The following is a 26,516-nucleotide window of genomic DNA, read 5'->3' on the forward strand; positions in this document are numbered from 1 at the left end:
TGATATGTCATGAAAAATCTCTTTATCGCCTGGTTAAGTTTACTGCTATATGGCTGCACAACCTTTCCACAAGCCGTAAAACCTACGACAGGCGGACAGCCCTCCCCGACGGAAATCTATATCGTCAGTCATGGCTGGCACACGGGAATTATTGCGCCGGCCCATGATGTTAATACCGTTCTGCCACAGCTTAAAAAACGGTTCGCTCAGGAGACGCAGTGGTATGAAATCGGCTGGGGCGATAAGGGCTTTTATCAGTCACAAGAAATAACCACCGCGCTTACGCTCCAGGCCATGTTCTGGTCATCCGGCGCGGTTATGCACATCGTCGCCTTTTCCGGTAAACCAGAACGCTATTTCGCCGGTAGCGAGATAAAATCACTGCTCCTGCACACAAACCAGCGTAACAGTCTGATGCGTTATCTGGGCCGCAGCTTTGCGCGTGACGCAGAGGGTAATCTGATTCCGTTAAAACAAGGAATTTACGGCGATAGCCAGTTTTACGCCGCGAATGGCCGCTACGGCATACTCAATACCTGCAATAAATGGACAGCGAAGGGGCTGGAAAGCGCGGGACTGACTATAAATCCTTCGTTAAAACTCACGGCAGGAAGCGTAATGAAAGCGATTACGGATCACAGAATGTGTCTGAACAAATACTGTTATCCCTAGAAAACAAAAAAAGCGCCCTGCGGCGCTTTTTTTCTGGCGGTAACTTATTTGCTGCCAGGGATGCTGAAGCGCTTGTTGAAGCGCTCAACACGACCACCGGTATCAACAACACGCTGCTTACCAGTGAAGAACGGGTGGCATTTGCCGCACACGTCCAGGTTCAGGTCGTGACCCACGGTAGAGTGGGTTTTGATAACATTACCGCAAGAACAGGTTGCAGTAATTTCTACGTAATTCGGGTGAATACCTTTTTTCATGGGGAACCTCAGTGTAAGGCCGCGTCGCTCTTCCAGCCCTAACGCCAGACACCACGCGAAGTTAATAGTAAAGGGTTTGATGCTCACAACACGCACCAAAGGCGGCGAATCATACAGAATTTGACCACCGTATGCAAACTGATCCGCGCTCCCTTATCGTAATGTGTATACTACCCGACGAAATTTCAAGTCAGGAAGATGCTATGTCCGTCGCGCACGTTGCCTTGCCCGTTCCGCTTCCCCGAACCTTTGATTACCTGCTGCCGGAAGGCGGGGTCGCCAAAGCCGGGTGCCGCGTGCGCGTGCCGTTCGGCAAGCAGCAAGAGCGCGTGGGCATTGTCGTCTCGGTTAGCGACCACAGCGAATTGCCGCTCAATGAATTAAAATCGGTCATTGAAATCCTGGATAACGAGCCAATCTTTTCTCCCTCCATCTGGCGCTTACTCCTCTGGGCGGCGGATTACTACCACCATCCCCTCGGCGACGTTCTGTTTCACGCTCTGCCGGTTTTATTGCGTCAGGGAAAACCAGCCAGCAACGCGCCCCTATGGTATTGGTTCGCCACCGAAGAGGGGCAAGCCGTCGATATCAACAGCCTGAAACGCTCCGCCAAACAACAACAGGCGCTGGCGGCGCTACGGCAAGGAAAGATCTGGCGCTATCAGGTAGCCGAGCTTGATTTTACTGACGCCACGCTGCAAACGCTGCGGCGTAAGGGACTTTGTGAGCTTGCCAGTGAAACGCCCGCGTTTACCGACTGGCGGGAGCGTTATGCCGTCGCAGGAGAGCGCCTGCGGCTGAATACCGAACAGGCGACAGCAGTCGGCGCGATTCACAGCGCGTCGGACGGTTTCTCCGCCTGGTTGCTGGCAGGCGTAACCGGTTCCGGCAAGACCGAAGTGTATCTGAGCGTGCTGGAAAACGTCCTCGCCCAGGGCAAACAGGCGCTGGTGATGGTGCCGGAAATCGGCCTGACGCCGCAAACGATCGCCCGTTTTCGCGAACGTTTTAACGCGCCGGTGGAAGTGCTGCATTCCGGGCTAAACGACAGCGAGCGTCTTTCGGCATGGCTGAAAGCGAAAAACGGCGAAGCGGCGATTGTCATCGGCACGCGTTCCTCGCTGTTTACGCCGTTTAAAAATCTTGGCGTGATTGTCATCGACGAAGAGCACGACAGCTCTTATAAACAGCAGGAAGGGTGGCGCTACCACGCCCGCGATTTGGCAGTGTATCGCGCCCATAGCGAGCAGATCCCGATTATTCTCGGCTCCGCCACCCCAGCCCTGGAAACGCTATGTAACGTGCGGCAGAAAAAATACCGGATGCTGCGTCTGACGCGGCGCGCAGGCAACGCCCGCCCAGCTCTGCAGCATGTGCTGGATTTAAAAGGCCAGCGTCTTCAGGCGGGACTGGCGCCCGCCCTTATCGCCCGTATGCGCCAACATCTCCAGGCCGACAATCAGGTAATTTTATTTCTTAACCGCCGGGGATTCGCGCCCGCGCTGCTTTGCCACGACTGCGGCTGGATTGCAGAGTGCCCGCGTTGCGATCACTACTACACGCTGCACCAGGCGCAGCATCATTTACGCTGTCATCACTGCGACAGCCAGCGTCCGGTACCGCGTCAGTGCCCCTCCTGTGGCTCCACACATATGCTACCGGTTGGGTTAGGGACGGAACAGCTGGAGCAGGTGCTGGCGCCCTTCTTCCCCGGCGTGCCGATCTCACGAATCGACCGCGATACCACCAGTCGTAAAGGCGCGCTGGAGCAGCATCTGGCGGAAGTTCACCGCGGCGGAGCGCGCATTCTGATAGGCACACAAATGCTGGCGAAAGGCCATCACTTCCCGGACGTCACGCTGGTGGCGTTGTTGGACGTCGATGGCGCGCTTTTTTCCGCAGATTTTCGTTCGGCGGAACGCTTCGCCCAGCTCTACACTCAGGTTTCCGGTCGCGCCGGGCGCGCGGGCAAACAGGGCGAAGTGGTGCTCCAAACGCACCATCCTGAGCATCCCCTGCTGCAAACGTTACTGTATAAAGGCTATGATGCGTTTGCGGAGCAGGCGCTGGCGGAACGGCAAACGCTCCAGCTTCCGCCGTGGACCAGCCACGTCATTATTCGCGCAGAGGATCACAACAATCAGCAGGCGCCCGTCTTTCTCCAACAGTTGCGTAATCTGATTCAGGCCAGCCCGCTATCAGACGATAAGCTGTGGATCTTAGGTCCGGTTCCGGCCCTCGCGCCAAAACGCGGCGGCCGCTATCGCTGGCAAATTTTACTTCAGCATCCTTCACGGATTCGCCTGCAACACATCATCAGCGGCACGCTGGCGTTGATCAATACGCTCCCGGAAGCGCGGAAAGTTAAATGGGTTCTGGACGTCGATCCGATTGAAGGATAGTCCTCACGATGCGAGGCGGATCGTAAAATTAAAGATCCATCACACTTTTTATGAAAATTCTGTAACCGCTTCCACGCACTATCTGATAAAAATGTTTTCGATGAGTGTTACCAGGGATAGATCTGCGCCAGCAGTTCCCAGGCGAGGAGAAAGAGTGAAATCGAACAAGCAGGTTACTGCCGCTACGATGAAGGATGTTGCGTTGAAGGCGAAAGTCTCTACGGCAACCGTATCCCGCGCGTTAATGAACCCCGATAAAGTCTCCCAGTCGACCCGTAGCCGGGTTGAACAGGCCGCGCTTGAAGTGGGTTATTTCCCGCAGTCGATGGGGCGAAATGTAAAACGCAATGAATCCCGTACGATTCTGGTGATTGTCCCGGATATTTGCGATCCCTTCTTCAGTGAAATTATCCGCGGTATCGAAGTGACCGCGGCAGAACAGGGGTATCTGGTGCTGATTGGCGATTGCGCCCATCAAAACCAGAAAGAAAAAACCTTTCTTAATCTCATCATCACCAAACAGATCGACGGCATGGTACTTCTCAGTTCCCGACTGCCCTTTGACGCCAGCGTTGAGGAGCAGCGCAATTTGCCTCCGATGGTGATGTCGAATGAGTTTGCGCCGGAGCTTGAACTGCCGACGGTACATATCGATAACCTGACCGCCGCGTTCAATGCCATGAACTACCTGTTGGATTTGGGCCACAAGCGGATTGGTTGTATTGCGGGGCCGGAAGATATGCCGCTCTGTCACTATCGCTTACAAGGTTACGTACAGGCATTAAGACGCAGTGGCATTGTGGTCGATCCGCATTACATCGCCCGTGGCGACTTTACCTTTGAAGCCGGGGCAAACGCATTAAAGCAGTTGCTTGAGCAACCGTTGCCGCCTACCGCCGTCTTTTGTCATAGCGACGTAATGGCGCTGGGCGCCCTCTCCTGGGCCAAGCGCCAGGGTCTGAAAGTGCCTGACGATCTGTCGATTATCGGCTTTGACAATATCGCGCTGGCCGAGTTTTGCGATCCTCCGTTGACAACCGTGGCGCAGCCGCGTTTTGACATTGGTCGCGAGGCGATGCTGCTGTTGCTCGATCAGATGCAGGGGCAAAATGTGAGCAGCGGCTCGCGTTTAATGGATTGCGAGCTGATTATTCGCGGTTCTACACGCGCTTTACCCTAAAGTAAATAGCTTTAAGACTCACCTGTCTGGTCAAAGGCCCGCCGCTTCAGTAACATGACGGGCTGACGAACGAATAAATACAGCGAAACGATAGTGGCACAACGAGATTATGTACGTCGCGGCCAACCGGCTCCTTCGCGGCGCAAAAAGAGCACCTCACGGAACTCACGGAAGAAGCAAAGCAACATGCCTGCCGTCTCGCCGGCAATGGTCGCGATTGCGGCTGCCGTCCTTGTGACCTTTATCGGCGGTCTGTACTTCATTACTCACCATAAGAAAGAAGAGTCCGAAACGCTACAAAACCAGAAAGTCACCGGCAATGGGCTTCCGCCAAAACCGGAAGAGCGCTGGCGTTACATCAAAGAGCTGGAAAGTCGCCAGCCGGGCGTGCGTACGCCAACGGAACCGTCCGCCGGCGGCGAAGTCATGAACCCGAATCAGCTCACCAGCGAGCAGCGTCAACTCCTGGAGCAGATGCAGGCGGATATGCGTCAGCAGCCAACGCAACTTAACGAAGTGCCGTGGAACGAGCAGACGCCAGAACAACGCCAGCAAACGCTACAGCGCCAGCGTCAGGCGCAGCAGCAGTGGGCTCAAACGCAGCCTGTTCAGCAACCACGCACGCAGCCGCGGGTAAACGAACAGCCGCAAACGCGCACGGTACAATCCGCCCCAGCGCAACCTGCGCGCCAAAGTCAGCCGCCGAAGCAGACGGCCTCGCAGCAACCTTATCAGGATTTGCTGCAAACGCCGGCGCATACCAGCGCGGCAGCGCCGAAAGCCGCGCCGATTACGCGCGCGCCTGAAGCGCCGAAGGCGACAGCAGAGAAAAAAGATGAACGTCGCTGGATGGTGCAATGCGGTTCATTCAAAGGCGCCGAGCAGGCAGAAAGCGTCCGCGCTCAGCTGGCGTTTGAAGGCTTTGACTCCAAAATTACCACCAATAACGGCTGGAATCGCGTGGTTATCGGGCCGGTTAAGGGTAAAGAAAATGCCGACAGCACCATTAACCGTCTGAAGATGGCGGGCCATACAAACTGCATTCGACTCGCCACCGGGGGTTGAAACCCTCAAAATCTCCCCCATCTATACTTGCATTATGCCCCGTACGCCGTACGGGGCCGCAATTCAGCATTAGTAACCAAGGGGTCTGCTCGTGACAACAATAGTAAGCGTACGCCGTAACGGCCACGTGGTAATCGCCGGTGATGGTCAGGCCACACTGGGTAACACAGTAATGAAAGGCAACGTGAAGAAAGTCCGCCGCCTCTACAACGACAAGGTCATTGCGGGCTTTGCGGGCGGTACTGCTGATGCATTCACGCTGTTCGAGCTGTTTGAACGTAAACTGGAAATGCATCAGGGGCACCTGGTCAAAGCCGCCGTTGAACTGGCGAAAGACTGGCGTACCGACCGTATGCTACGCAAACTGGAAGCGTTGCTGGCCGTCGCGGATGAAACCGCTTCGCTCATCATCACGGGTAACGGCGATGTCGTGCAACCTGAAAACGATTTAATTGCTATCGGCTCCGGCGGTCCTTATGCCCAGGCTGCCGCTCGCGCTCTGTTGGAAAATACCGAGCTCGGCGCGCGCGAAATTGCTGAAAAGGCGTTGGATATTGCAGGCGATATCTGCATTTACACCAACCATTTCCACACCATTGAAGAATTGACCGCCAAAGCGTAAGGACCCCTCATGTCTGAAATGACCCCACGCGAAATTGTCAGCGAACTGAACAAACACATTATCGGCCAGGATAACGCAAAGCGTTCCGTGGCGATTGCATTGCGTAACCGCTGGCGTCGTATGCAGCTTGATGAAGAGCTGCGCCACGAAGTAACGCCGAAAAATATTCTGATGATTGGCCCGACCGGCGTCGGTAAAACCGAAATCGCCCGTCGTCTGGCAAAACTCGCCAACGCACCGTTCATTAAAGTCGAAGCCACCAAATTCACCGAAGTGGGCTACGTCGGGAAAGAAGTGGACTCTATCATCCGCGATCTGACCGATGCCGCGGTGAAAATGGTTCGCGTACAGGCTATCGAGAAAAACCGCTATCGTGCGGAAGAGTTGGCGGAAGAACGTATTCTCGACGTGCTGATCCCACCCGCAAAAAATAACTGGGGCCAGGCCGAACAGCAGCAGGAGCCTTCTGCCGCCCGTCAAACGTTCCGCAAAAAACTGCGCGAAGGCCAGCTCGACGATAAAGAGATCGAGATTAACCTCGCCGCCGCGCCGATGGGCGTAGAGATTATGGCGCCTCCGGGCATGGAAGAGATGACCAGCCAGTTGCAGTCTATGTTCCAGAACCTGGGCGGTCAGAAACAGAAACCGCGTAAGCTGAAAATTAAAGACGCGATGAAACTGTTGGTTGAAGAAGAAGCGGCTAAGCTGGTCAACCCGGAAGAGCTGAAACAGGACGCTATCGACGCGGTTGAACAGCACGGCATCGTGTTTATCGATGAAATTGACAAAATTTGTAAGCGTGGCGAAACCTCCGGCCCGGATGTTTCACGCGAAGGCGTACAGCGCGACTTACTGCCGCTGGTAGAAGGCTGCACGGTTTCGACCAAACACGGGATGGTCAAAACGGATCATATTCTGTTTATCGCCTCTGGCGCGTTCCAGGTGGCGAAGCCGTCTGATCTGATCCCGGAACTGCAGGGCCGCCTGCCGATTCGCGTTGAGCTTCAGGCGCTGACCACCAGCGATTTCGAACGCATTTTGACCGAGCCAAACGCGTCCGTCACCGTGCAGTATAAAGCGCTGATGGCAACTGAAGGCGTCAATATCGAGTTCACCGATTCCGGTATTAAACGTATTGCCGAAGCCGCCTGGCAGGTTAACGAAACCACCGAAAACATCGGCGCGCGCCGTCTGCATACCGTACTGGAGCGTCTGATGGAAGAGATTTCCTATAACGCCAGCGATCTGCACGGCCAAAACATCACAATTGATGCGGAATATGTGAGCAAACATCTGGATGCGCTGGTCGCAGATGAAGATCTAAGCCGTTTTATCTTATAATCGCGTCCAATGCATTTTCATCACTGTTGATGGGGCTGAAAAGCCCCATTTTTATTGGCGCTAAATATGACTGAACAACAACAAATTAGCCGCACCCAGGCCTGGCTGGAAAGCTTACGACCCAAAACCTTACCCCTCGCCTTCGCGGCGATTATCGTCGGTACGGCCCTGGCATGGTGGCAAGGCTATTTCGATCCTCTGGTCGCACTGCTGGCCCTTATCACCGCCGGGCTGTTGCAAATTTTATCCAACCTCGCCAACGATTATGGCGACGCTGTCAAAGGCAGCGATAAACCGGATCGCATCGGGCCGCTGCGGGGGATGCAAAAAGGCGTCATCACCCGACAGGAGATGAAGCGGGCGTTAATCATTACCGTCGTGCTGATCTGTATCTCCGGACTGGCGCTGGTGGCGGTCGCGTGCCATACGTTAACCGATTTTGTCGGCTTCCTGATTTTGGGCGGGCTGTCGATTATCGCCGCCATCACCTACACCGTGGGTAATCGGCCCTACGGCTATATCGGGCTGGGTGATATCTCTGTCCTGGTATTCTTTGGCTGGCTAAGTGTCATGGGGAGCTGGTATCTCCAGGCGCATACGCTGATTCCGGCGCTGATTCTCCCGGCCACCGCCTGCGGTTTACTGGCGACGGCGGTGCTGAATATTAATAACCTGCGCGATATTAATAGCGACAGAGAGAACGGCAAAAACACCCTTGTAGTACGACTGGGCGATGTCAACGCGCGTCGTTATCACGCCTGCCTGTTGCTAGGCGCGCTGCTCTGTCTGGCGCTGTTTAATCTGCTCTCGCTACACAGTCCGTGGGGATGGTTGTTTATTCTGGCCGCGCCCTTGCTCATTAAACAAGCGCGCTACGTAATGCGCGAAAGGGAGCCTGCGGCAATGCGCCCGATGCTTGAACGTACCGTTAAAGGCGCGTTGTTAACCAACCTGTTATTTGTGATTGGGATACTCTTAAGTCAGTGGGCCGTTTAACTGACAAATATCAATTAACAATTGATGATTTTGCCAACAGTATACTTAGCGCGATATACTAAAAATTCTCGCAGCAACTGAACGTTAAGCCTATGAAATACGATACTTCCGAGCTTTGTGACATCTATCAGGAAGATGTCAACGTCGTGGAACCGCTGTTCTCTAATTTTGGAGGGCGGTCGTCGTTTGGCGGACAAATCATCACGGTAAAATGTTTCGAGGACAACGGGTTGCTGTACGATCTGCTCGAACAAAATGGCCGTGGTCGGGTTCTGCTGGTCGATGGCGGCGGTTCTGTCCGCCGTGCATTAGTCGATGCGGAGCTGGCGCGTCTGGCCACGCAAAATGAATGGGAAGGGCTGGTTATCTATGGCGCGGTGCGTCAGGTGGACGATCTGGAAGAGCTGGATATCGGCATTCAGGCGATCGCCGCCATTCCGGTTGGCGCCGCAGGTGAAGGCATTGGGGAAAGCGATGTGCGCGTCAATTTCGGCGGCGTGACGTTCTTCTCCGGCGATCATCTCTATGCCGACAACACCGGGATTATCCTTTCCGAAGACCCGCTTGATATCGAGTGATCAAAAAAGGCGCCGTAAGGCGCCTTTTTTATGCGTTGTCGCTGATTGCCGGATGGCAGCTTACGCCTTATCCGGCCCACCGGTGTCCGCATTCTAAATCCTCTATAGATTTCGCGTCAGGGCAAGGCGGCAAGTAAGTGAATCCCCAGGAGCATAGGCCACTATGTGACTGGGGTGAACGCACGCAGCCAACGCAGCCATAACGTGAAATATGACGAGGATTAGACTTCTTCCATACGACCAAGCAGCGCCTGCAAACGTTCCTGCCAGCCGCTCTGCTGTTCCTTCAGAGAATTATTTTCACGCTCGAGTTCTTCACGCTGATGCTGTGCAGACTGCACTTCCTGCGTCAGGCTGTTGTTCTTTTCTTTCAGCTCTTCAATTTCCATCTGTAACAGGGTGATGGTGTCAATCGCCTGCTGTACTTTTGCTTCCAGTTTCTCAAACACTTCTAAAGACATGATCTTACCTCTCCTGAATTGCAAGGCGACGCTTCACGTAAACGCGCACAATATATAGTGTCGATTGTATGAAGCCCCGCTCTCGCTGTCCAGCGACATACCGCGTAGATCGCGGTTTGCAGCAATTTTCATCCATCTCCTGGTAACATTCATTCAATAACTTAAAAATGTTAACATATTGGTTAATGAAATGATTCAATTCACTCTCTTCTGCTGTCTCAAAATGCGCTTCATGGCGCGATAACGCTCATTTTATTGACGCAGTACACACATTTTGATTTCGATATTTCTCGTTTTTGCTCGTTAACGATAAATTAACAGTGTGCCTACAGGGCATCGTGGATGTCCATGACCTCCTCGCATACCAATAATCATTACATACTCTTCAGGATCCGATTATGAGTCAAACATCAACCTTAAAAGGCCAGTGCATTGCTGAATTCCTCGGTACCGGGTTGTTGATTTTTTTCGGTGTGGGTTGTGTCGCTGCGCTTAAAGTTGCCGGAGCTACTTTTGGACAGTGGGAAATCAGCGTCATCTGGGGTCTGGGGGTAGCGATGGCTATCTACCTGACGGCAGGTGTTTCTGGCGCACACCTGAACCCGGCAGTGACCATCGCACTCTGGCTATTTGCCTGTTTCGACAAACGTAAAGTTGTTCCTTTTATTATTTCTCAAGTTGCCGGCGCCTTTTGCGCAGCGGCGTTAGTTTACGGGCTTTATTACAATCTTTTTGTGGACTTCGAACAAACCCACCATATCGTCCGTGGCAGCGTTGAAAGTCTCGATCTCGCAGGCATTTTCTCAACTTACCCGAATCCTCATATCAATTTTGTGCAGGCCTTCGCGGTTGAAATGGTGATTACCGCTATTCTGATGGGGCTGATTCTGGCGCTGACCGACGACGGAAACGGCGTACCTCGCGGTCCGCTTGCGCCACTGCTCATTGGTTTACTGATCGCCGTTATCGGTGCCTCTATGGGGCCGTTGACCGGGTTTGCGATGAATCCGGCGCGTGACTTTGGCCCCAAAATGTTCGCCGGGCTTGCCGGCTGGGGTGAAATTGCGTTTACCGGCGGTAGAGACATTCCTTACTTCCTGGTGCCGCTGTTTGGCCCCATCGTCGGCGCCATTCTGGGCGCGTTTGCTTATCGCAAATTTATTGGCCGTCATTTGCCGTGCGATACCTGCGTCGTGGAAGAGAAGGACTCCACCGCGACCACACAACAAAATGCTTCGCTGTAATCTGATTACGGGACAAAATTATGACTGAAAAAAAATATATCGTTGCGCTCGACCAGGGTACCACCAGCTCCCGCGCGGTCGTTATGGATCATGACGCGAATATCGTCAGCGTATCACAGCGTGAATTTGAGCAAATTTATCCTAAGCCAGGCTGGGTAGAACACGACCCGATGGAAATTTGGGCGTCCCAAAGCTCAACGCTGGTAGAAGTGCTGGCTAAGGCCGATATCAGTTCCGATCAGATTGCCGCTATCGGTATCACCAACCAACGTGAAACCGCGATCGTCTGGGAACGTGAAACCGGCAAACCGATATACAACGCTATTGTCTGGCAGTGCCGTCGTACCGCCGATATTTGCGAACAGCTTAAACGCGACGGCCTGGAAGATTACATCCGCGACAATACCGGTCTGGTCGTCGACCCGTACTTCTCTGGCACTAAAGTGAAATGGATCCTTGACCATGTGGAAGGTTCGCGCGAACGCGCGAAGCGTGGCGAGCTGCTGTTCGGTACGGTGGATACCTGGCTTATCTGGAAGATGACGCAGGGCCGCGTCCACGTTACGGATTATACCAACGCCTCACGAACCATGCTGTTCAACATCCATGATTTGGACTGGGACGATAAGATGCTGGACGTGCTGGATATCCCACGCGCGATGCTGCCCCAGGTACGTAAGTCCTCCGAAGTCTACGGCCAGACCAATATTGGCGGTAAAGGCGGTACACGTATTCCTATCGCCGGGATTGCCGGGGATCAGCAGGCCGCGTTATTCGGTCAACTGTGCGTAAAGGAAGGAATGGCAAAGAATACCTACGGCACCGGCTGCTTTATGCTGATGAACACCGGCGAGAAAGCGGTAAAATCGGAAAACGGCCTGCTGACCACCATCGCCTGCGGCCCAAGCGGCGAAGTCAACTATGCGCTGGAAGGCGCGGTGTTTATGGCGGGAGCGTCCATTCAATGGCTGCGTGATGAAATGAAGCTCATCAGCGACGCGTTCGACTCCGAATATTTCGCCACGAAAGTGAAAGATACCAACGGTGTCTACGTGGTTCCGGCCTTCACCGGTCTGGGCGCGCCGTACTGGGACCCGTATGCCCGCGGCGCCATTTTTGGCCTGACCCGCGGCGTGAACTCTAATCACATTATCCGCGCGACGCTCGAATCCATCGCTTACCAGACCCGCGACGTACTGGAAGCAATGCAGGCCGACTCCGGTATCCGCCTGCACGCTCTGCGTGTGGACGGCGGCGCAGTGGCCAACAACTTCCTGATGCAGTTCCAGTCAGATATTCTCGGCACGCGGGTGGAACGCCCGGAAGTGCGCGAAGTGACCGCCCTGGGCGCCGCCTATCTGGCTGGCCTGGCCGTCGGTTACTGGCAGAACCTGGACGAGCTGCAGGAAAAAGCCGTCATTGAGCGAGAATTCCGCCCCGGCATTGAAACCACCGAGCGTAACTACCGTTACAGCGGCTGGAAGAAAGCGGTTAAACGCGCAATGGCGTGGGAAGAGCACGACAAGTAAGGTCGCCATCCGGCAAAATCTTTGTGCGGAGGCAACTCCGCACACACATCAATTATTCCCTCCTTCCCCTGTGCTACACTGCGCGCCACTCCTTTTTGCTACGAGTTTGTTATGAGACGAGAACTTGCCATCGAATTTTCCCGTGTGACCGAAGCGGCGGCGCTGGCTGGCTACAAATGGCTGGGACGCGGCGATAAAAATACCGCGGACGGCGCGGCGGTCAACGCCATGCGTATCATGCTCAACCAGGTCAACATTGACGGCACCATCGTGATTGGCGAAGGCGAAATCGACGAAGCCCCGATGCTCTATATCGGCGAAAAAGTCGGTACCGGCCACGGCGATGCGGTAGATATCGCCGTCGATCCGATTGAGGGCACGCGCATGACGGCGATGGGTCAGGCGAACGCGCTGGCGGTGCTGGCGGTCGGCGATAAAGGCTGTTTCCTGAATGCGCCCGATATGTATATGGAAAAACTGATTGTCGGTCCGGGCGCCAAAGGGGCGATCGATCTCAATCTGCCGCTGGCGGATAATTTGCACAACATCGCGGATGCGCTGGGTAAACCGCTTGGCGATCTGACCGTGACCATTCTGGCAAAACCGCGTCATGACGAGGTCATCGCAGAGATGGCCAAACTGGGCGTACGCGTGTTTGCCATTCCTGACGGCGACGTCGCGGCCTCAATTCTGACCTGTATGCCGGATAGCGAAGTCGACGTGCTGTACGGGATTGGCGGCGCGCCAGAAGGCGTGGTATCCGCAGCGGTGATCCGCGCGCTGGACGGCGATATGCAGGGACGTCTGCTGGCGCGCCATGACGTGAAAGGCGACAGCGAAGAAAACCGCCGCATTGGCGAACAGGAACTGGCGCGCTGCAAAGCAATGGGCATTGAAGCGGGCAAGGCGTTATGCCTGGGCGACATGGCGCGTAGCGATAACGTTATTTTCTCCGCGACCGGTATCACGAAAGGCGATCTGCTGGAAGGAATTAGCCGAAAAGGCCATATCGCCACGACGGAAACGCTGCTGATCCGCGGCAAATCACGCACCATCCGCCGTATTCAGTCGATCCACTATCTTGATCGTAAAGATCCGGATGTGCAGGCGCATATCCTCTAGCGCATTTGTTAGTTAGAGCCTTCCAGCCTCGCGGGGCTGGAAATCTTTCTCCTGACGAACGAAGATAAGGTTAGCGATTCAGAACAGGAGAAAACCATGGCCGATTGGGTAACAGGTAAAGTCACTAAGGTGCAAAACTGGACTGACGCACTGTTCAGCCTGACCGTTCACGCCCCCATTAATCCTTTTACTGCAGGCCAATTTACCAAACTCGGACTGGAGATCGATGGCGAGCGCGTTCAGCGCGCGTATTCCTATGTCAATGCGCCTGACAATCCGAATTTAGAGTTTTATCTGGTGACGGTGCCGCAAGGAAAGCTCAGCCCGCGGCTGGCGGCGCTAAAACCTGGCGATGAGGTGCAAGTGGTCAGCGACGCGTCGGGTTTCTTTGTACTGGATGAAGTGCCTGACTGCGAGACGCTATGGATGCTGGCGACCGGAACCGCTATTGGCCCGTATTTGTCTATTCTACAATATGGCCAGGATGTCGCACGCTTTAAAAATCTGGTCTTAGTCCACGCCGCACGCTTCGCCGCCGATTTAAGCTATCTGCCGCTAATGCTGGAACTGCAACAGCGTTATGAAGGCAAGCTGCGCATCCAAACGGTGGTCAGCCGGGAGAGCGTGCCAGGCTCGCTCACCGGACGCGTGCCAGCGCTCATTGAAAACGGCGAGCTGGAAAAAGCCGTTGGATTGCCGATGGATAAAGAGACCAGCCACGTTATGCTGTGCGGGAACCCGCAGATGGTGCGCGATACGCAGCAACTGCTGAAAGAGACCCGACAGATGACTAAACATCTGCGCCGCCGACCGGGGCATATGACGGCTGAACATTACTGGTGATGTTTTACCGAATGGCGGCTGGGGCTTATCCGGCCTGCAAATCATCACCAATCTGTAGGCCCGGTAAGCGTCAGCGCCACCGGGCAAATTACGGTTTACCGCCCGTTTACGGTTCTGCTTTAAACTTCACGCCCTGTGTCGCTTTCCCAAACTTATTTTCCCCCTGAACACCGACAAACGCGCCCAGATCGATAAGCATCATCACCAGGATCAGCGTCGGAATAAATCGCCCGACGACCCACTGCCACATCCCCGGCAGCATCACCCAGTTTCCGGCCAGCAGCATCCACGCCAGAATCATCAGCAACGCCCACGCGCCGGAGCGTCCCCGGTCATGCAGACGTTTGACCATGACGGCGGCGGTCGGCCACAGCAGGCACACCAGGCAAAATGCCGCCGTTTGGATATCAAGCAGATTTTTCCCCGCCAGCGAAAATAGCGCCAGCATCCCGGCAAACCAGAGGCCGATCCAAATCCAGAAATCACGGCGTCCGATACGCCCTTTAAATGAGAATAACCATTGCTGTATGGTCATGTAAGTTCCTTATATTTTGCCTTCCGCTACAGTTTACCCTTTTGACAAGCCCGACAGTTATCGTTTTAATCGTGAGCAGTCCTAACGAAAGGTAAGATTGATGAAGCCAGGATGTACTCTGTTTTTACTGTTGTTTTCTGCCCTCACCGCCAGCATAACGGCGCACGCGCAGCTCTCTTCATCGACTACGACAGCGCCCTATCTGCTGGCGGGCTCGCCAACCTTTGATCTTTCTATTAGCCAGTTTCGTGAGAACTTTAACCGCCAGAATCCCGATCTGCCGCTCAATGAATTTCGCGCCATTGAGAATAGCCGCGATAAGGCGAATCTGACCCGCGCCGCCAGTAAGATTAACGAAAATCTGTATGCCTCCACGGCGCTGGAGCGCGGTACGCTCAAAGTGAAAAGTATGCAGATTACCTGGCTGCCCATTCAGGGGCCGGAACAGAAAGCGGCGAAAGCGAAAGCGCTGGAATATATGGCCGCCATTATTCGTACTGTCGCCCCGTTGCTGACAAAAGAGCAAAGCCAGAAAAAACTGCAAAAGATGCTTATCGCCGGTAAAGGTAAACACTATTACGCCGAGACAGAAGGCGCGGTACGTTATGTTGTCGCAGATAACGGCGAAAAGGGGCTGACCTTCGCGGTTGAACCGATTAAGCTGGCGTTATCTGAAAATCTGGAAGGGGCGAATTGATGACAAAAAGCAAAGCCTTTCCGGGGATGAATCTCTATACTGTTTCACAGACCATGCTGCTCTGACGAGCGGCCATCTTCCTTAATTCGCTGACTAAGCGTGGAGAAATGAAATGCGACATCCTTTAGTGATGGGTAACTGGAAACTGAACGGCAGCCGCCACATGGTAAACGAACTGGTGGCTAACCTGCGTAAAGAACTGACGGGCGTAGCAGGCTGCGACGTGGCAATCGCTCCGCCGGAAATGTATATCGATCTGGCGAAACGCGCTGCTGCCGGCAGCCACATCATGCTGGGCGCGCAGAACGTTGATCTGAATCTGTCTGGCGCATTCACCGGTGAAACTTCGGCTGAAATGCTGAAGGATATCGGCGCGCAGTACATTATTATCGGCCACTCCGAGCGTCGTACTTATCACAAAGAATCTGACGAGCTGATCGCCAAAAAATTCGCCGTACTGAAAGAACAAGGTCTGACGCCGGTACTGTGCATCGGTGAAACCGAAGCGGAAAACGAAGCGGGCAAAACAGAAGAAGTGTGCGCACGCCAGATCGACGCGGTACTGAAAACGCAGGGCGCGGCAGCCTTTGAAGGCGCGGTTATCGCTTACGAACCCGTATGGGCGATCGGTACCGGTAAATCTGCAACTCCTGCGCAGGCGCAGGCAGTGCACAAATTCATCCGTGACCACATTGCTAAAGCTGACGCGAAAATCGCTGAACAGGTCATTATCCAGTACGGCGGTTCTGTTAATGCCTCCAACGCAGCCGAACTGTTCGCGCAGCCGGACATCGACGGCGCGCTGGTAGGCGGCGCTTCTCTGAAAGCTGACGCCTTCGCCGTGATCGTGAAAGCAGCAGAAGCTGCTAAACAGGCTTAATTGCCAATCAATGTCTGATGGCGCTGCGCTTATCAGGCCTACCAGCCGAGTGCTTATGTAGGCCTGATAAGGTAAAGCCGCCATCCGGCATTTATGCTGTGGAGGGTAAGAAAGTAGTATCCCCGGCAACCTTAAACATCGCCCTCCAGCTCCGCGTATTCTCAACCAGCCGATCATCACGAAATAACGCACTACCAGAAACAACACGATTGATGCCCTGTGCAATCAGCGAAGGCAATTGATCCTGCGTTAACGACCCATCAATAACGATAATTTTACCTTCGCGTTTATCACCAAGTAGACAGAGAAGCTGTGCCACGCGCTCATGCAAATCACTGGAGCGCATTTTACTGCCGTATCCAGGGTTCACTGCCAGTAGTTGAATAACCTCAACGTCGCTCAGAATAGGGATAATGACATCCAGAGGCGTTGCCGGGCATAAACTAATCCCCCGGATCACCGGCATTTCACCGCCAATAACGGGCACGGTCTGCTGACCAAGCCAGCTTAGCGTATGATGCAGATGAATATCGCCTTCTGCCTGAAGCGTGATGCAGTGTGCGCCCGCCTTCACGCAGGCTTGCGCCGCCGTCCATTGGTCCGCTACCATCAAATGAACATCTTTGATAAAAGTTTGCGGCAGTTGCCCAACTGCCCATGGCCCAACGGTAAACTGCGGGCAAAATTGACCATCCATCAAATCCAAATGCAACAGCGGCTGGTTTAACGCTTCCAACTGTTGCAGATAGCGATGCAACGCAATCCACTGCCCTGCCAGAATACCCACACTAAGCGGATATGACGCTAACAATGCCACACATGCTTCGCGCGTTAATCCGGCAAACTGGCTGTTCATGAGCACTCCTTAAGGCATCAAACCCATAAAAACTTTTTTTGTCCGCGGGCCGGTCATCAACGGTTCAAGCTGCTCCACGCAAGTTTTGTAGTGTGGCGTTGTCTTGTGAAAAGCGACGGCCTGTTCATCAACGTAGGCTTCATAAATATAAAATCGCGTAGGCACCTGCGGATCCTGCAGAACATCAAAACGCAAGTTACCCGGCTCTTTAATTGAGCCCAGATGATTCTGCCGAAAAACATCGATAAATTGTTCAACCTTGTCATCATGAACGTTAATTTCAACCAGCGTAACGTGCATCATTACCCCCCTGATTATTCCAAATAAAATAACAGTCATCCCCATCTCCTCGCATCGGTAAAAGATGGGGAAGCGATCTCATTTAACTTTTCTCACTCAAAAACAGCTCATAAGCACGCTCTGCTGTTTCGTTATGATGAACGACAGCATGTACCGCTTTAATCATGGCTACCGGATCTTCTGACTGGAATATATTACGCCCCATATCTACGCCAGAAGCCCCCTGGTCAATCGCCTGATAGCACATTTCCAATGCTTCACGTTCAGGCAGTTTTTTACCGCCGGCGATGACAATCGGCACCGGACAACCTGCCGCAATACGCTCAAAACCTTTATCGACATAATACGTTTTGATAATTTGCGCCCCCATTTCCGCAGCGATACGCGTTGCCAGTGAAAAATAACGCTGGTCGCGAGCCATATCTTTACCCACCCCGGTCACTGCCATTATTGGCATCCCGACGCGTAACCCGGCATCAATCAGTTGAATAATATTTTTAATCGACTGATGTTCATGCTCACTACCAATATAAACCTGTGCGGCAGCAGCACAGCTATTCAACCGCACAGCGTCATCCATCGCCACCGCAACCGCCTCATTGCTTAATTCAGTGAGAATAGAATTCGCCCCGGACGCGCGTAAAACGACTGGTTTATTGATTGCCGGAGGTACCACACTGCGTAATATGCCGCGAGTACACATTAAGACATCAGCATATTCAAAGAGCGGCGCAATATTGATATCAATACGCTCAAGTCCGGTTGTCGGCCCCTGGAAATATCCATGGTCAAAGGCCAGCATGACCGTTTTTCTGGTTTTGGGGTTAAAAATCCTCGCCAGTCTGGACTGCATTCCCCAATCCAGCGCGCCACAGCCTTTTAATGCGAACAAAGTGTTAGTTTGTGGTTTATCGGTGTGAAAATCTTTGCCATCTTTAATATCATCTAAATCAGCCATTCTTTACTCCGTCGATACATAACAGTTATCAGAAATCATATTTGTCGATATTGTCTTTGTTGAAAATGACACGCTCCGGCAATAACACAATGCCGTTACCTTTTGCCTCATAGTGATATCCCTGCTCACTATTAGGTGAAACGGTGACTTTGCCGATGCCGGGAATATCCAGTGAATCACCGACATTCATTGGCATATTTTTCAGCAACGCATTGGCGACATATACGGAAATTTTTCCCTGTTGGACGACATCCCACAGGCCAAACTCTTTAACAGTGCCGCGCTGAACATAAGGGCGCATTACATTCGGCGTACTAAAACCAACAATCGCGAGATTATTGCGTTTAAGGTTCTCCGCCGCCTGTGCCGCAGCAGGTAAAGCGTTAGCGTCAGGCGCGATGATGGCATCCAGATCGGGATACGCTTTGATGATACCTTCCGCCGTCTGGAGCGATTTCGTGGCATCGTTATAGCCAAACTGGGTAGTGACTATCTCCCACCCCGGATGTTCCTGGCTAATTTTGGCTTTAGCTTCTTTTACCCACTGGTTCTGGTCGGTCACCGTTGGGCTGGAATAGAAGAAAGCGACTTTCGCTTTCTCTTTGTCCACCTGATGAGCGGCCATCTCTACCAGCATGCTGCCGAGCTGTTTTGGCGTCCCTTGATTGATATAGTAAGAACGGCACTCCGGCTTGGTATCGGAATCCCAGGTTAATATTTTCACGCCTCTTTGCATTGCCCGCTTCAACGCCGGGCACAGGCCATCAGGCGAAACGGCAGAAACGATAATGGCGTCATACCCCTGATTGACAAAGTTATTCACCAGTTGAACCTGGCCTGAGACGCTGGGCTCTGTAGGGCCATCGTAAGTTACGTCAATGCCCAGCGCTTTTCCCGCTTCCTGCGCGCCATTGCCGCCGCTGGTAAAAAAGCCCACGCCAACCAGTTTGGGAATAAAAGCAATCCGCTCTGCCGCCTGCACGGTCATTACCGCAGATGCCAGACCAAACGCAGTGAGTAAGGCGATCATTTTAATGCTGTGTCTTGCCATTTTTTTCTCCATAAATTTCAAAAGGAAATCATGCCTGATGCGCATTGCGACGGCGTGAGTACCATTCAAGGATTTGGTGACGATGCAAACTGACGGAACGACCAACGACAACAACAATGAGAAGCGCACCGGACAATGCGCTGGAAATTTGATTCGGCACTCCGGCCATCTGTAGCCCCTGCTGTAAAAATCCCACCAGCAGCGCCGCCAACGCGGACCCCATAATCGACCCGGAGCCGCCATAAATATTGGCGCCTCCCAGCACAACCGCCGTAATGGCCGGCATCAGGAAAGAGGCGCCCAGATCCGAACGTGCGGAGCCAAAGTAAGAAACCAGTAATACGGCGGCGATCGCGGAGGCGCATCCGGTCATGGCATACACGGTATACAACGTGCGATTCACCGGGATCGCGCTGTACTGCGCGACACGGGCGCTCTGGCCAATCAGGAAAACGTTGCGTCCCATATGCGTACGATGCATGAGCAGCCAGAAAAACAGACAGCACACAAGAAAAAAAATAAGCGGCATGGGAATACCAAGAAATGAAATATTGGCAAAGTCAGTGAACGCTGTGGGAAATCCACCAATACCTTCATAACCCGTGGCGCCAGCCATACCAGATAACAATAATGCGCTACCACCAAATAAATACATGGTTCCCAGGGTAATCACCAACGGGTTTACGCCGGTATAAATAATAAGTCCGGCATTTATCAGCCCACATATTGCGCCGAGTAGTAGGGTAATAATAATCGCTAAAGGTAGCGGCATACCGAGCTGAAACAGCACACCCAGGGTAATCGCGCATAGCCCGATTGTAGAACCAAATGAAATATCCATACCACCGCTGACAATAACCATTGTTAGCGGCAAAGCGACAATACCGATACAAATAAAATCGCTAGTGCTAAAAAGTAAGACATTAATATCTAATAAACGTGGATTAATCAGACCGAAAGCCAGAATTTCAAAGATCAATAAGGCTGCCAGCGCAATTTCCCAGCTATAGCGTCGCCATGGATTCATCATGCCACCTCTTTGTTTTTATTCTGTTGTGCGTGCGTTTTTGCTTCCGCCTGTAGTGGAGTGGGTGGTGATATAAAACGGGCATATTTCTGGCGGCGCAGATTGCGTTGTAATGCGCAACGCAGCCGCCCATCGAATACCAGTACGCCCAACAATACCAGGCCAGCAATAAAATCGTTCCACCAGGCGGGGATGCGCAGCAGCACTAACACACTATCGATTTGCGTAAGAAAATAAGCGCCGAGAATAGCGCCGATGACCGTGCCTGACCCGCCTAACAGGCTAATTCCCCCCAATACGCAGGCCGCGATGGCTTTCATTTCCAGCCCCGTGCCGGTTTGATTGGGAATGAAACCAATCTGCGAGGCAAACACGATTCCAGCCAATGCCGCCATACCGCCATTAAGTGAAAATGCCATGATGCGTACCATCTCGGTACGGACACCCAATTGCCGGGCGCCCTGCAGGTTATCGCCGGTGGCGTAAAAATTGCGGCCAAAGGCGGTTTTCGCCAGGAGCCAGGCCATAAGCAGCGCTAACACCAGGGTAAACCAGCCGATTGCGGAAATTCCCAGAAACACCGGAGCAGAGAGTTGCTTTAAGCCTGCGGGTAATCCTTCAATCCATTTCCCCCCTGTCCATAGCAGCATGATCCCACGATACAAGCCCAGCGTTCCCAGCGTGGCGACAATGGCGGGTATCTTCAACCAGGCAACCAGTACGCCATTAAAAAATCCGGCGACAATTCCTAATATTAGTGTGGCCAGGCAGGCGACCGGCAGGCTATAGCCGGCGTTTAACATCACTCCCAGCAATACCGCGCACATGCCTGTCGTCGAGCCCACCGATACATCAATATTGCGGGTGAGCATTACCATCGTCGCGCCAATCGCCAACAGCATCAAAATTTGCGCGCTACTGAAAACCATTGTCAGCGTTTGCACGCTCAAATACTGGCTATCCAGCGCGCCAGGAAACACGAATAAACAGACTATTGCCAGCAGTGCCGTCGCTTCCCGGTTATTTTGGATGAATTTCAACATGTTGCCTCCGACGCACCATGTTCGCCAAACGCAACGTGCATGATGGTATCAACGTTAATTTCCTCGCCGCATAACGCAGGCCCCCCCAGTTCCCCCTGGTGCATGACATATACGCGATCGGCCATCTGCTCTATCTCTTCCAGATCGGAGGAAATAAACAGCACTGCGACATTTTGTTGCGCGATACTGCGCAACAGCTGATAAATATCGCTGCGGGCGGAGACATCGACACCGCGGGTCGGTTCATCGACAATCAGTAATTGCGGAGAGGCCTCCAGGCATTTGGCAATCAATACTTTTTGCTGGTTACCGCCGGATAAAGTACGCGCCGCCTGTTCGGCATTATTGAGTTTGATATTTAACGCGCGGTGGTAACGTTCAAGGGTGGCGTTATCCCGCTGGGGCTTTATCCAAAATCCTTTTTGGTTGTGGGTCAGCGAACAGACATTCCATGCCAGGGAAGCGTCAAGATACAGCCCGGATGACTGCCGATCTTCCGGCAAATAGACCAGGCCGAGCTGCAACCGCTGTTGGGTTGTCAGGGCGTTAATTTCTTCACCATTGAACAGCATCCGCCCCGCATTGACCGGTCTAATACCGTACAGCGTTTCAGCCAATTCTGTGCGTCCCGCGCCGACCAACCCGGCCAGACCAAGGATTTCGCCTGCCCGCACCTCAAGGTTGATATTCATAAAACCTTCGCCCGTCAGTGACTCCAGCGCTAATACCGTCGCGCCGCGTTCGTTCTGCGGGCGGCTGCCAGGCAATTCCAGCCACAACTTTTGACTCGCGGAAAGACTGACGCCCTGCGTTGCCGGGGTGATAGCTTGAATAATCTCGTCGGTAGAAAGGTCATGCGTTTTTCCGAATAATGCGATTTTACCGTCACGCATCACGCTAACGCAGTGAGCTAACTGTCTAATTTCTGGCAGCTTATGAGAAATAAATACAATTCCGACACCCTTTTTCAGCAACTCTTGCAGACGCGTAAATAACCGGTCAGTTTCGGCTGGCGTTAACGACGCCGTGGGCTCATCAAGAATTAAGATTCGCGAGTCGCGCATCAAGCCGCGCATAATTTCAACGATCTGGCGGTCTGCAACATCAAGCGTACCCGCAGCGCTCGCCGGATCGAGTTGGCATCCCATCGCCTTTAATAGCTGCTGCATTTTTTCCGTGGAGGCCTGACGTCCCTGCAAGCCAAACAAGATATTTTCCCGCACAGATAAACTCGGAAATAACAGAGGCTCCTGGGGAACCAGGTAAATGCCATACTGGTGCGCCTTCAGAGGCGTTAAATGACTGCAACGCACACCAGCAATATCGATAGTCCCTCCATCTGGCGGGACTATACCGGCAATAATCTTCATTAATGTTGATTTACCCGCACCATTGCCGCCAAGCAATGCGTGCACCTCTCCCGCATGCAGAGTAAAGTCAATTCCCTTTAGTACTTCGACGCCGGAATAACTTTTATAAATGTTCTGCACACAAATCAGAGGGGATGCAGTATTGTGACTGATTTGCATGTTGCCTCCGCTCCCTCAATGTTGACTGACGGGACTGAACAAATGTTTTTTGAAAAAGAAATTGTTCAAAACGGTAGTAGTTATTTGGTCAAAAAACTCTCATCCAGATCACGTTTTCTGAATAAATGAATTTTTAGATGATAAATGTTCAGATTTGACGCGTTTTTGTGGCGTTAATCACGGTTATTTCGGAGTGATAACTGAACAATTGTGTTAATGATTTAGAAATGTTCAAAGTAAAGCCAGGTTATGACAATGAGCGATAATACGTTGGTATCTGATTATGGAATGTGCGAAGAAGAGCAGGTGGCGCGTATTGCCTGGTTCTACTATCACGATGGATTGACGCAGAGTGAAATCAGCGAGCGTCTGGGGCTAACCCGGCTAAAGGTTTCTCGTCTGCTGGAGAAAGGGCATCAGTCCGGTATTATTCGCGTACAAATCAACTCCCGCTTCGAAGGGTGTCTTGAGTATGAAAATGCCTTGCGCAACCACTTCGCATTGCAGAATATCCGCGTGCTGCCGGCATTACCCGATGCCGATATTGGTCTGCGCTTAGGAATCGGCGCCGCCCATATGTTGATGGAGTCACTGCGGCCACAGCAACTGCTGGCCGTTGGCTTTGGCGAAGCCACGATGACCACATTAAAACGCCTCAGCGGATTTATCTCGGCGCAACAAATCCGACTGGTCACGTTATCCGGCGGCGTGGGGCCGTATATGACCGGAATAGGCCAGCTTGATGCCGCTTGTAGCGTAAGTATTATGCCCGCGCCGCTGCGCGCATCATCGCAGGAAATTGCCTGCACGCTGCGCAATGAAAATAGCGTGCGGGATGTGATGCTCACAGCGCAAGCTGCCGATGCCGCCATCGTGGGGATTGGGGCAATTAACCAGAAAGATCAAGCCAGTATCTTAAAATCCGGCTATATCACTCAGGGTGAACAACTCATGATTGGCCGCAAAGGCGCAGTAGGCGATATTCTGGGCTATTTTTTTGATGCTCATGGCGAAATTATTCCAGACATCAAAATCCATAACGAATTAATTGGCCTGAAGTTAAATTCACTTTCCACGATCCCAACCGTGATTGGCGTCGCCGGCGGCGAACAAAAAGCAGAAGCTATTATTGCCGCTATGCGCGGTAACTATATCAATGCGCTGGTTACCGATCAGAAAACCGCAGGGAAAATAATTCAACTTATTGAAAAATAACAAATAAAATAACACTTACCTCAATTCAATAAACAATAACTGACAGGATTTTATGTAACGATGTAAAAATAGCCGAGGATAAAAAAATGGCTCGACTCTGTACCCATACTGAATCAGGACATTACCTGATGGCTCTTGACGCCGGTACCGGTAGCGTCAGAGCAGTAATTTTTGATCTACAAGGAAAGCAAATAGCTGTCGGTCAAGCGGAATGGCAGCATCTGGCCGTGCCGGATGTGCCTGGTTCGATGGAGTTTGATCTTGCCAAAAACTGGCAACTGGCTTGCCAGTGTATCCGTCAGGCACTACAGAAAGCCGCCATCCCTGCAACGGCTATCGCTGCCGTATCGGCCTGCTCGATGCGTGAAGGCATTGTTATTTATGACAGTAACGGCGAACCCATTTGGGCCTGCGCTAATGTTGACGCCCGCGCGGCGCACGAAGTCAGTGAATTAAAAGAGCTGCACGATAACACCTTTGAGGAGGAAGTTTATCGTTGCTCCGGGCAAACGCTGGCGCTCAGCGCTATTCCGCGTCTGCTCTGGCTTGCCCACCATCGTCCGGATATTTATCATCGCGCGTCAACCGTCACTATGATCAGCGACTGGATGGCCTTTATGCTCAGCGGCGAACTGGCGGTCGATCCCTCCAACGCAGGCACGACGGGGTTATTGGATCTGGTGACCCGCAACTGGAAACGTAGTCTGTTACAGATGGCGGGCCTGCGTTCTGACATTCTCTCGCCGGTAAAAGAAACCGGGACGCTGCTCGGTCACATTTCACAGAAAGCGGCTGAACAGTGCGACCTGCAAGCGGGTACGCCGGTCATCGTTGGCGGCGGCGATGTGCAGTTAGGCTGTCTGGGGCTGGGCGTCGTACGCCCGGCGCAAACGGCCGTGCTGGGCGGAACCTTCTGGCAACAGGTCGTCAATCTTCCCGCGCCGGTCACCGACCCAAACATGAACGTTCGCATCAATCCTCATGTGATCCCCGGTATGGTACAAACCGAGTCTATCAGCTTTTTTACTGGGTTAACGATGCGTTGGTTCCGCGACGCCTTTTGCGCCGAGGAAAAACTAATCGCTGAAAGGTTAGGTATTGATGCGTATTCCCTGCTGGAAGATATGGCCAGCCGGGTGCCTCCCGGCGCGTACGGTGTGATGCCCATCTTCTCTGACGTTATGCGTTTTAAACGCTGGTACCATGCCGCGCCGTCGTTTATCAATCTGTCTATCGATCCTGAAAAGTGTAATAAAGCGACCCTATTTCGCGCGCTGGAAGAGAATGCCGCCATTGTTTCCGCCTGCAATTTACAGCAAATTGCCGCGTTTTCCGGCGTACAGGCCGACTCGCTGGTTTTTGCCGGCGGAGGATCTAAAGGCAAATTATGGAGCCAAATCCTTGCCGACGTTACGGGACTCACCGTTCACGTACCTGTCGTCAAAGAAGCTACCGCGCTAGGGTGCGCTATTGCCGCAGGCGTTGGCGTGGGTGTCTGGCCATCGCTGGCGGAAACGGGAGAAAAGCTAGTGCGCTGGGATCGGGAGCATAAACCTAATCCTGAAAATTTCGCTGTCTATCAGCAGGCCAGAGAAAAATGGCAGGCCGTTTATCAGGATCAACGCGCGCTGGTCGATGGTGGCTTAACGACATCCCTCTGGAAAGCGCCAGGCCTGTAACAGGAGAATAAGCATGCAAAAAACGAATGAGAAGAATCATGAATACCGCTTTGGCGATAATGGCCCTAAATACTTAATCCGTGGGCCGGGCTGCGATATGGGCGTCGTCATACTACAACCAAGGCAGTCATTCCCTAACCATCGCCATAATACCGCTTGTGAGATTTTTTATACCCTAAGCGGTGAAGTGTGCCTGTATCTGGAAGGAACACCTCATATCCTGCAAACTGGAGATGTTTTACAGTGCGAACCTGGGGAGGCGCATTATCTCATTAATAACGGTGATAAACCCTGGAAAGGCGTGTTTATTAAATCGCCGCATCTGGAAAATGACAGCCACCCCGCAGATCCACCGGCCTGGTAACGCCCGAGCCATCGCCAGATTTTGCCGGATAGCGCCACAAGAGCCTTGTCCGGCCTCCAAACGGCATTCG

Annotated in this window: 27 protein-coding genes; 17 read left to right on the plus strand and 10 right to left on the minus strand. The window is 52.9% G+C overall.

Translation table 11 applies throughout. The features are described from left to right. Positions 1-9: 9 nt before the first annotated feature. A complete protein-coding gene (locus J4613_RS20180) occupies positions 10-672 on the plus strand; it encodes a TIGR02117 family protein (protein WP_000792795.1) in 663 nt (220 codons plus the stop codon). A 44-nt stretch (positions 673-716) separates the two neighbouring features. On the opposite strand, the gene rpmE is transcribed toward J4613_RS20180, so the two are convergent. Then, positions 717-929: a 50S ribosomal protein L31 gene (gene rpmE, locus J4613_RS20185; RefSeq protein ID WP_000715284.1), complete on the minus strand. Its 213-nt coding sequence runs from the start codon at positions 927-929 to the stop codon at positions 717-719. Positions 930-1,132: 203 nt separating this feature from the next. Here rpmE and priA point away from each other — a divergent pair, with 203 nt between their 5' ends. From priA to rraA, 7 genes are all read left to right on the plus strand, one after another. Beyond that, positions 1,133-3,331, plus strand: a complete 2,199-nt coding sequence (gene priA, locus J4613_RS20190) for a primosomal protein N' (RefSeq protein WP_020437544.1) — start codon at positions 1,133-1,135, stop codon at positions 3,329-3,331. Between the two features lie 154 nt (positions 3,332-3,485). Next, the gene (gene cytR / locus J4613_RS20195; protein WP_000841337.1) at positions 3,486-4,511 is read left to right on the plus strand and encodes a DNA-binding transcriptional regulator CytR; all 1,026 of its coding nucleotides are present in this window, start codon (positions 3,486-3,488) and stop codon (positions 4,509-4,511) included. Between the two features lie 93 nt (positions 4,512-4,604). After that, entirely contained in the window at positions 4,605-5,576 is a 972-nt protein-coding gene (gene ftsN / locus J4613_RS20200) for a cell division protein FtsN (RefSeq protein WP_000068814.1), read from the plus strand. 91 nt (positions 5,577-5,667) lie between these two features. After that, positions 5,668-6,198 (plus strand): ATP-dependent protease subunit HslV, encoded by a 531-nt coding sequence (hslV, locus tag J4613_RS20205; RefSeq protein ID WP_000208240.1) that lies wholly within the window; start codon positions 5,668-5,670, stop codon positions 6,196-6,198. 9 nt (positions 6,199-6,207) lie between these two features. After that, on the plus strand, positions 6,208-7,539 hold the full coding sequence (gene hslU, locus J4613_RS20210; RefSeq protein ID WP_001293360.1) for an HslU--HslV peptidase ATPase subunit: 1,332 nt from the start codon (positions 6,208-6,210) through the stop codon (positions 7,537-7,539). Positions 7,540-7,605: 66 nt separating this feature from the next. Beyond that, complete coding sequence (gene menA / locus J4613_RS20215; protein ID WP_000139639.1) at positions 7,606-8,535, plus strand: 1,4-dihydroxy-2-naphthoate polyprenyltransferase; 930 nt, start codon at positions 7,606-7,608, stop codon at positions 8,533-8,535. 92 nt (positions 8,536-8,627) lie between these two features. Beyond that, positions 8,628-9,113, plus strand: coding sequence for a ribonuclease E activity regulator RraA (gene rraA, locus J4613_RS20220; protein ID WP_000872918.1), 486 nt, complete (start codon positions 8,628-8,630; stop codon positions 9,111-9,113). A 221-nt stretch (positions 9,114-9,334) separates the two neighbouring features. Here rraA and zapB read toward each other — a convergent pair whose 3' ends face one another. Continuing rightward, positions 9,335-9,574 carry a septal ring assembly protein ZapB gene (zapB, locus tag J4613_RS20225; RefSeq protein ID WP_000051370.1) on the minus strand — a complete coding sequence of 80 codons (240 nt, stop codon included), beginning with the start codon at positions 9,572-9,574 and terminating at the stop codon, positions 9,335-9,337. Positions 9,575-9,972: 398 nt separating this feature from the next. Between zapB and J4613_RS20230 the strand changes: the two genes are divergently transcribed. The 4 genes from J4613_RS20230 to fpr all read left to right on the plus strand — a co-directional run bounded on the left by J4613_RS20230 (position 9,973) and on the right by fpr (position 14,312). Then, positions 9,973-10,818: an MIP/aquaporin family protein gene (locus tag J4613_RS20230; protein ID WP_000084285.1), complete on the plus strand. Its 846-nt coding sequence runs from the start codon at positions 9,973-9,975 to the stop codon at positions 10,816-10,818. Positions 10,819-10,838: 20 nt separating this feature from the next. After that, entirely contained in the window at positions 10,839-12,347 is a 1,509-nt protein-coding gene (gene glpK, locus J4613_RS20235; protein WP_000136809.1) for a glycerol kinase GlpK, read from the plus strand. A 111-nt stretch (positions 12,348-12,458) separates the two neighbouring features. Then, a complete protein-coding gene (gene glpX / locus J4613_RS20240) occupies positions 12,459-13,469 on the plus strand; it encodes a class II fructose-bisphosphatase (protein WP_001250617.1) in 1,011 nt (336 codons plus the stop codon). 96 nt (positions 13,470-13,565) lie between these two features. Beyond that, positions 13,566-14,312, plus strand: a complete 747-nt coding sequence (gene fpr / locus J4613_RS20245) for a ferredoxin--NADP(+) reductase (protein WP_000796303.1) — start codon at positions 13,566-13,568, stop codon at positions 14,310-14,312. Positions 14,313-14,418: 106 nt separating this feature from the next. Here the strand turns inward: fpr and J4613_RS20250 are convergent, their stop codons facing one another. Next, complete coding sequence (locus tag J4613_RS20250) at positions 14,419-14,847, minus strand: DUF805 domain-containing protein (protein ID WP_000155239.1); 429 nt, start codon at positions 14,845-14,847, stop codon at positions 14,419-14,421. Positions 14,848-14,947: 100 nt separating this feature from the next. Between J4613_RS20250 and J4613_RS20255 the strand changes: the two genes are divergently transcribed. Both J4613_RS20255 and tpiA read left to right on the plus strand, forming a co-directional pair. Then, positions 14,948-15,544: a YiiQ family protein gene (locus J4613_RS20255; protein ID WP_000802241.1), complete on the plus strand. Its 597-nt coding sequence runs from the start codon at positions 14,948-14,950 to the stop codon at positions 15,542-15,544. A gap of 112 nt (positions 15,545-15,656) precedes the next feature. Further along, a complete protein-coding gene (gene tpiA / locus J4613_RS20260; RefSeq protein WP_001216339.1) occupies positions 15,657-16,424 on the plus strand; it encodes a triose-phosphate isomerase in 768 nt (255 codons plus the stop codon). Positions 16,425-16,515: 91 nt separating this feature from the next. Here the strand turns inward: tpiA and J4613_RS20265 are convergent, their stop codons facing one another. The 7 genes from J4613_RS20265 to lsrA form a co-directional block, all read right to left on the minus strand. Next, the gene (locus J4613_RS20265; RefSeq protein ID WP_001088050.1) at positions 16,516-17,280 is read right to left on the minus strand and encodes an epimerase; all 765 of its coding nucleotides are present in this window, start codon (positions 17,278-17,280) and stop codon (positions 16,516-16,518) included. A gap of 9 nt (positions 17,281-17,289) precedes the next feature. After that, positions 17,290-17,580 carry a (4S)-4-hydroxy-5-phosphonooxypentane-2,3-dione isomerase gene (gene lsrG / locus J4613_RS20270; protein WP_001543603.1) on the minus strand — a complete coding sequence of 97 codons (291 nt, stop codon included), beginning with the start codon at positions 17,578-17,580 and terminating at the stop codon, positions 17,290-17,292. Between the two features lie 82 nt (positions 17,581-17,662). Further along, on the minus strand, positions 17,663-18,538 hold the full coding sequence (gene lsrF, locus J4613_RS20275; protein WP_000774147.1) for a 3-hydroxy-5-phosphonooxypentane-2,4-dione thiolase: 876 nt from the start codon (positions 18,536-18,538) through the stop codon (positions 17,663-17,665). 28 nt (positions 18,539-18,566) lie between these two features. Further along, complete coding sequence (lsrB, locus tag J4613_RS20280) at positions 18,567-19,589, minus strand: autoinducer 2 ABC transporter substrate-binding protein LsrB (protein WP_000090739.1); 1,023 nt, start codon at positions 19,587-19,589, stop codon at positions 18,567-18,569. A 28-nt stretch (positions 19,590-19,617) separates the two neighbouring features. Then, entirely contained in the window at positions 19,618-20,619 is a 1,002-nt protein-coding gene (gene lsrD, locus J4613_RS20285; protein ID WP_000981826.1) for an autoinducer 2 ABC transporter permease LsrD, read from the minus strand. Then, the gene (gene lsrC, locus J4613_RS20290) at positions 20,616-21,659 is read right to left on the minus strand and encodes an autoinducer 2 ABC transporter permease LsrC (RefSeq protein ID WP_000911133.1); all 1,044 of its coding nucleotides are present in this window, start codon (positions 21,657-21,659) and stop codon (positions 20,616-20,618) included. The genes lsrD and lsrC overlap by 4 nt, the downstream gene beginning before the upstream one ends. Further along, positions 21,653-23,188, minus strand: coding sequence for an autoinducer 2 ABC transporter ATP-binding protein LsrA (gene lsrA, locus J4613_RS20295; protein ID WP_001167251.1), 1,536 nt, complete (start codon positions 23,186-23,188; stop codon positions 21,653-21,655). Before lsrA ends, lsrC begins: the two co-directional genes overlap by 7 nt. Positions 23,189-23,443: 255 nt before the next feature. Here lsrA and lsrR point away from each other — a divergent pair, with 255 nt between their 5' ends. The 3 genes from lsrR (at position 23,444) to J4613_RS20310 (ending at position 26,446) form a co-directional block, all read left to right on the plus strand. Next, the gene (lsrR, locus tag J4613_RS20300; protein ID WP_001283049.1) at positions 23,444-24,403 is read left to right on the plus strand and encodes a transcriptional regulator LsrR; all 960 of its coding nucleotides are present in this window, start codon (positions 23,444-23,446) and stop codon (positions 24,401-24,403) included. Between the two features lie 86 nt (positions 24,404-24,489). Further along, entirely contained in the window at positions 24,490-26,082 is a 1,593-nt protein-coding gene (lsrK, locus tag J4613_RS20305) for an autoinducer-2 kinase (RefSeq protein WP_000113085.1), read from the plus strand. A 13-nt stretch (positions 26,083-26,095) separates the two neighbouring features. After that, entirely contained in the window at positions 26,096-26,446 is a 351-nt protein-coding gene (locus tag J4613_RS20310) for a cupin domain-containing protein (RefSeq protein WP_111742524.1), read from the plus strand. Positions 26,447-26,516 lie beyond the last annotated feature (70 nt).

The organism is Salmonella sp. 32020114201800008SM (genome assembly GCF_017572025.1).
Taxonomy (GTDB): domain Bacteria; phylum Pseudomonadota; class Gammaproteobacteria; order Enterobacterales; family Enterobacteriaceae; genus Salmonella; species Salmonella enterica.

What these genes read in the sequence shown, in the direction of transcription:
- J4613_RS20180 (WP_000792795.1), top strand. Translation starts at nt 10, where the DNA reads ATGAAAAATCTCTTTATCGCCTGGTTAAGTTTACTGCTATATGGCTGC.
- rpmE (WP_000715284.1), bottom strand. Translation starts at nt 929, where the DNA reads ATGAAAAAAGGTATTCACCCGAATTACGTAGAAATTACTGCAACCTGT.
- priA (WP_020437544.1), top strand. Translation starts at nt 1,133, where the DNA reads ATGTCCGTCGCGCACGTTGCCTTGCCCGTTCCGCTTCCCCGAACCTTT.
- hslU (WP_001293360.1), top strand. Translation starts at nt 6,208, where the DNA reads ATGTCTGAAATGACCCCACGCGAAATTGTCAGCGAACTGAACAAACAC.
- menA (WP_000139639.1), top strand. Translation starts at nt 7,606, where the DNA reads ATGACTGAACAACAACAAATTAGCCGCACCCAGGCCTGGCTGGAAAGC.
- rraA (WP_000872918.1), top strand. Translation starts at nt 8,628, where the DNA reads ATGAAATACGATACTTCCGAGCTTTGTGACATCTATCAGGAAGATGTC.
- zapB (WP_000051370.1), bottom strand. Translation starts at nt 9,574, where the DNA reads ATGTCTTTAGAAGTGTTTGAGAAACTGGAAGCAAAAGTACAGCAGGCG.
- J4613_RS20230 (WP_000084285.1), top strand. Translation starts at nt 9,973, where the DNA reads ATGAGTCAAACATCAACCTTAAAAGGCCAGTGCATTGCTGAATTCCTC.
- glpK (WP_000136809.1), top strand. Translation starts at nt 10,839, where the DNA reads ATGACTGAAAAAAAATATATCGTTGCGCTCGACCAGGGTACCACCAGC.
- glpX (WP_001250617.1), top strand. Translation starts at nt 12,459, where the DNA reads ATGAGACGAGAACTTGCCATCGAATTTTCCCGTGTGACCGAAGCGGCG.
- fpr (WP_000796303.1), top strand. Translation starts at nt 13,566, where the DNA reads ATGGCCGATTGGGTAACAGGTAAAGTCACTAAGGTGCAAAACTGGACT.
- J4613_RS20250 (WP_000155239.1), bottom strand. Translation starts at nt 14,847, where the DNA reads ATGACCATACAGCAATGGTTATTCTCATTTAAAGGGCGTATCGGACGC.
- J4613_RS20255 (WP_000802241.1), top strand. Translation starts at nt 14,948, where the DNA reads ATGAAGCCAGGATGTACTCTGTTTTTACTGTTGTTTTCTGCCCTCACC.
- tpiA (WP_001216339.1), top strand. Translation starts at nt 15,657, where the DNA reads ATGCGACATCCTTTAGTGATGGGTAACTGGAAACTGAACGGCAGCCGC.
- J4613_RS20265 (WP_001088050.1), bottom strand. Translation starts at nt 17,280, where the DNA reads ATGAACAGCCAGTTTGCCGGATTAACGCGCGAAGCATGTGTGGCATTG.
- lsrG (WP_001543603.1), bottom strand. Translation starts at nt 17,580, where the DNA reads ATGCACGTTACGCTGGTTGAAATTAACGTTCATGATGACAAGGTTGAA.
- lsrF (WP_000774147.1), bottom strand. Translation starts at nt 18,538, where the DNA reads ATGGCTGATTTAGATGATATTAAAGATGGCAAAGATTTTCACACCGAT.
- lsrB (WP_000090739.1), bottom strand. Translation starts at nt 19,589, where the DNA reads ATGGCAAGACACAGCATTAAAATGATCGCCTTACTCACTGCGTTTGGT.
- lsrD (WP_000981826.1), bottom strand. Translation starts at nt 20,619, where the DNA reads ATGATGAATCCATGGCGACGCTATAGCTGGGAAATTGCGCTGGCAGCC.
- lsrC (WP_000911133.1), bottom strand. Translation starts at nt 21,659, where the DNA reads ATGTTGAAATTCATCCAAAATAACCGGGAAGCGACGGCACTGCTGGCA.
- lsrA (WP_001167251.1), bottom strand. Translation starts at nt 23,188, where the DNA reads ATGCAAATCAGTCACAATACTGCATCCCCTCTGATTTGTGTGCAGAAC.
- lsrR (WP_001283049.1), top strand. Translation starts at nt 23,444, where the DNA reads ATGAGCGATAATACGTTGGTATCTGATTATGGAATGTGCGAAGAAGAG.
- lsrK (WP_000113085.1), top strand. Translation starts at nt 24,490, where the DNA reads ATGGCTCGACTCTGTACCCATACTGAATCAGGACATTACCTGATGGCT.
- J4613_RS20310 (WP_111742524.1), top strand. Translation starts at nt 26,096, where the DNA reads ATGCAAAAAACGAATGAGAAGAATCATGAATACCGCTTTGGCGATAAT.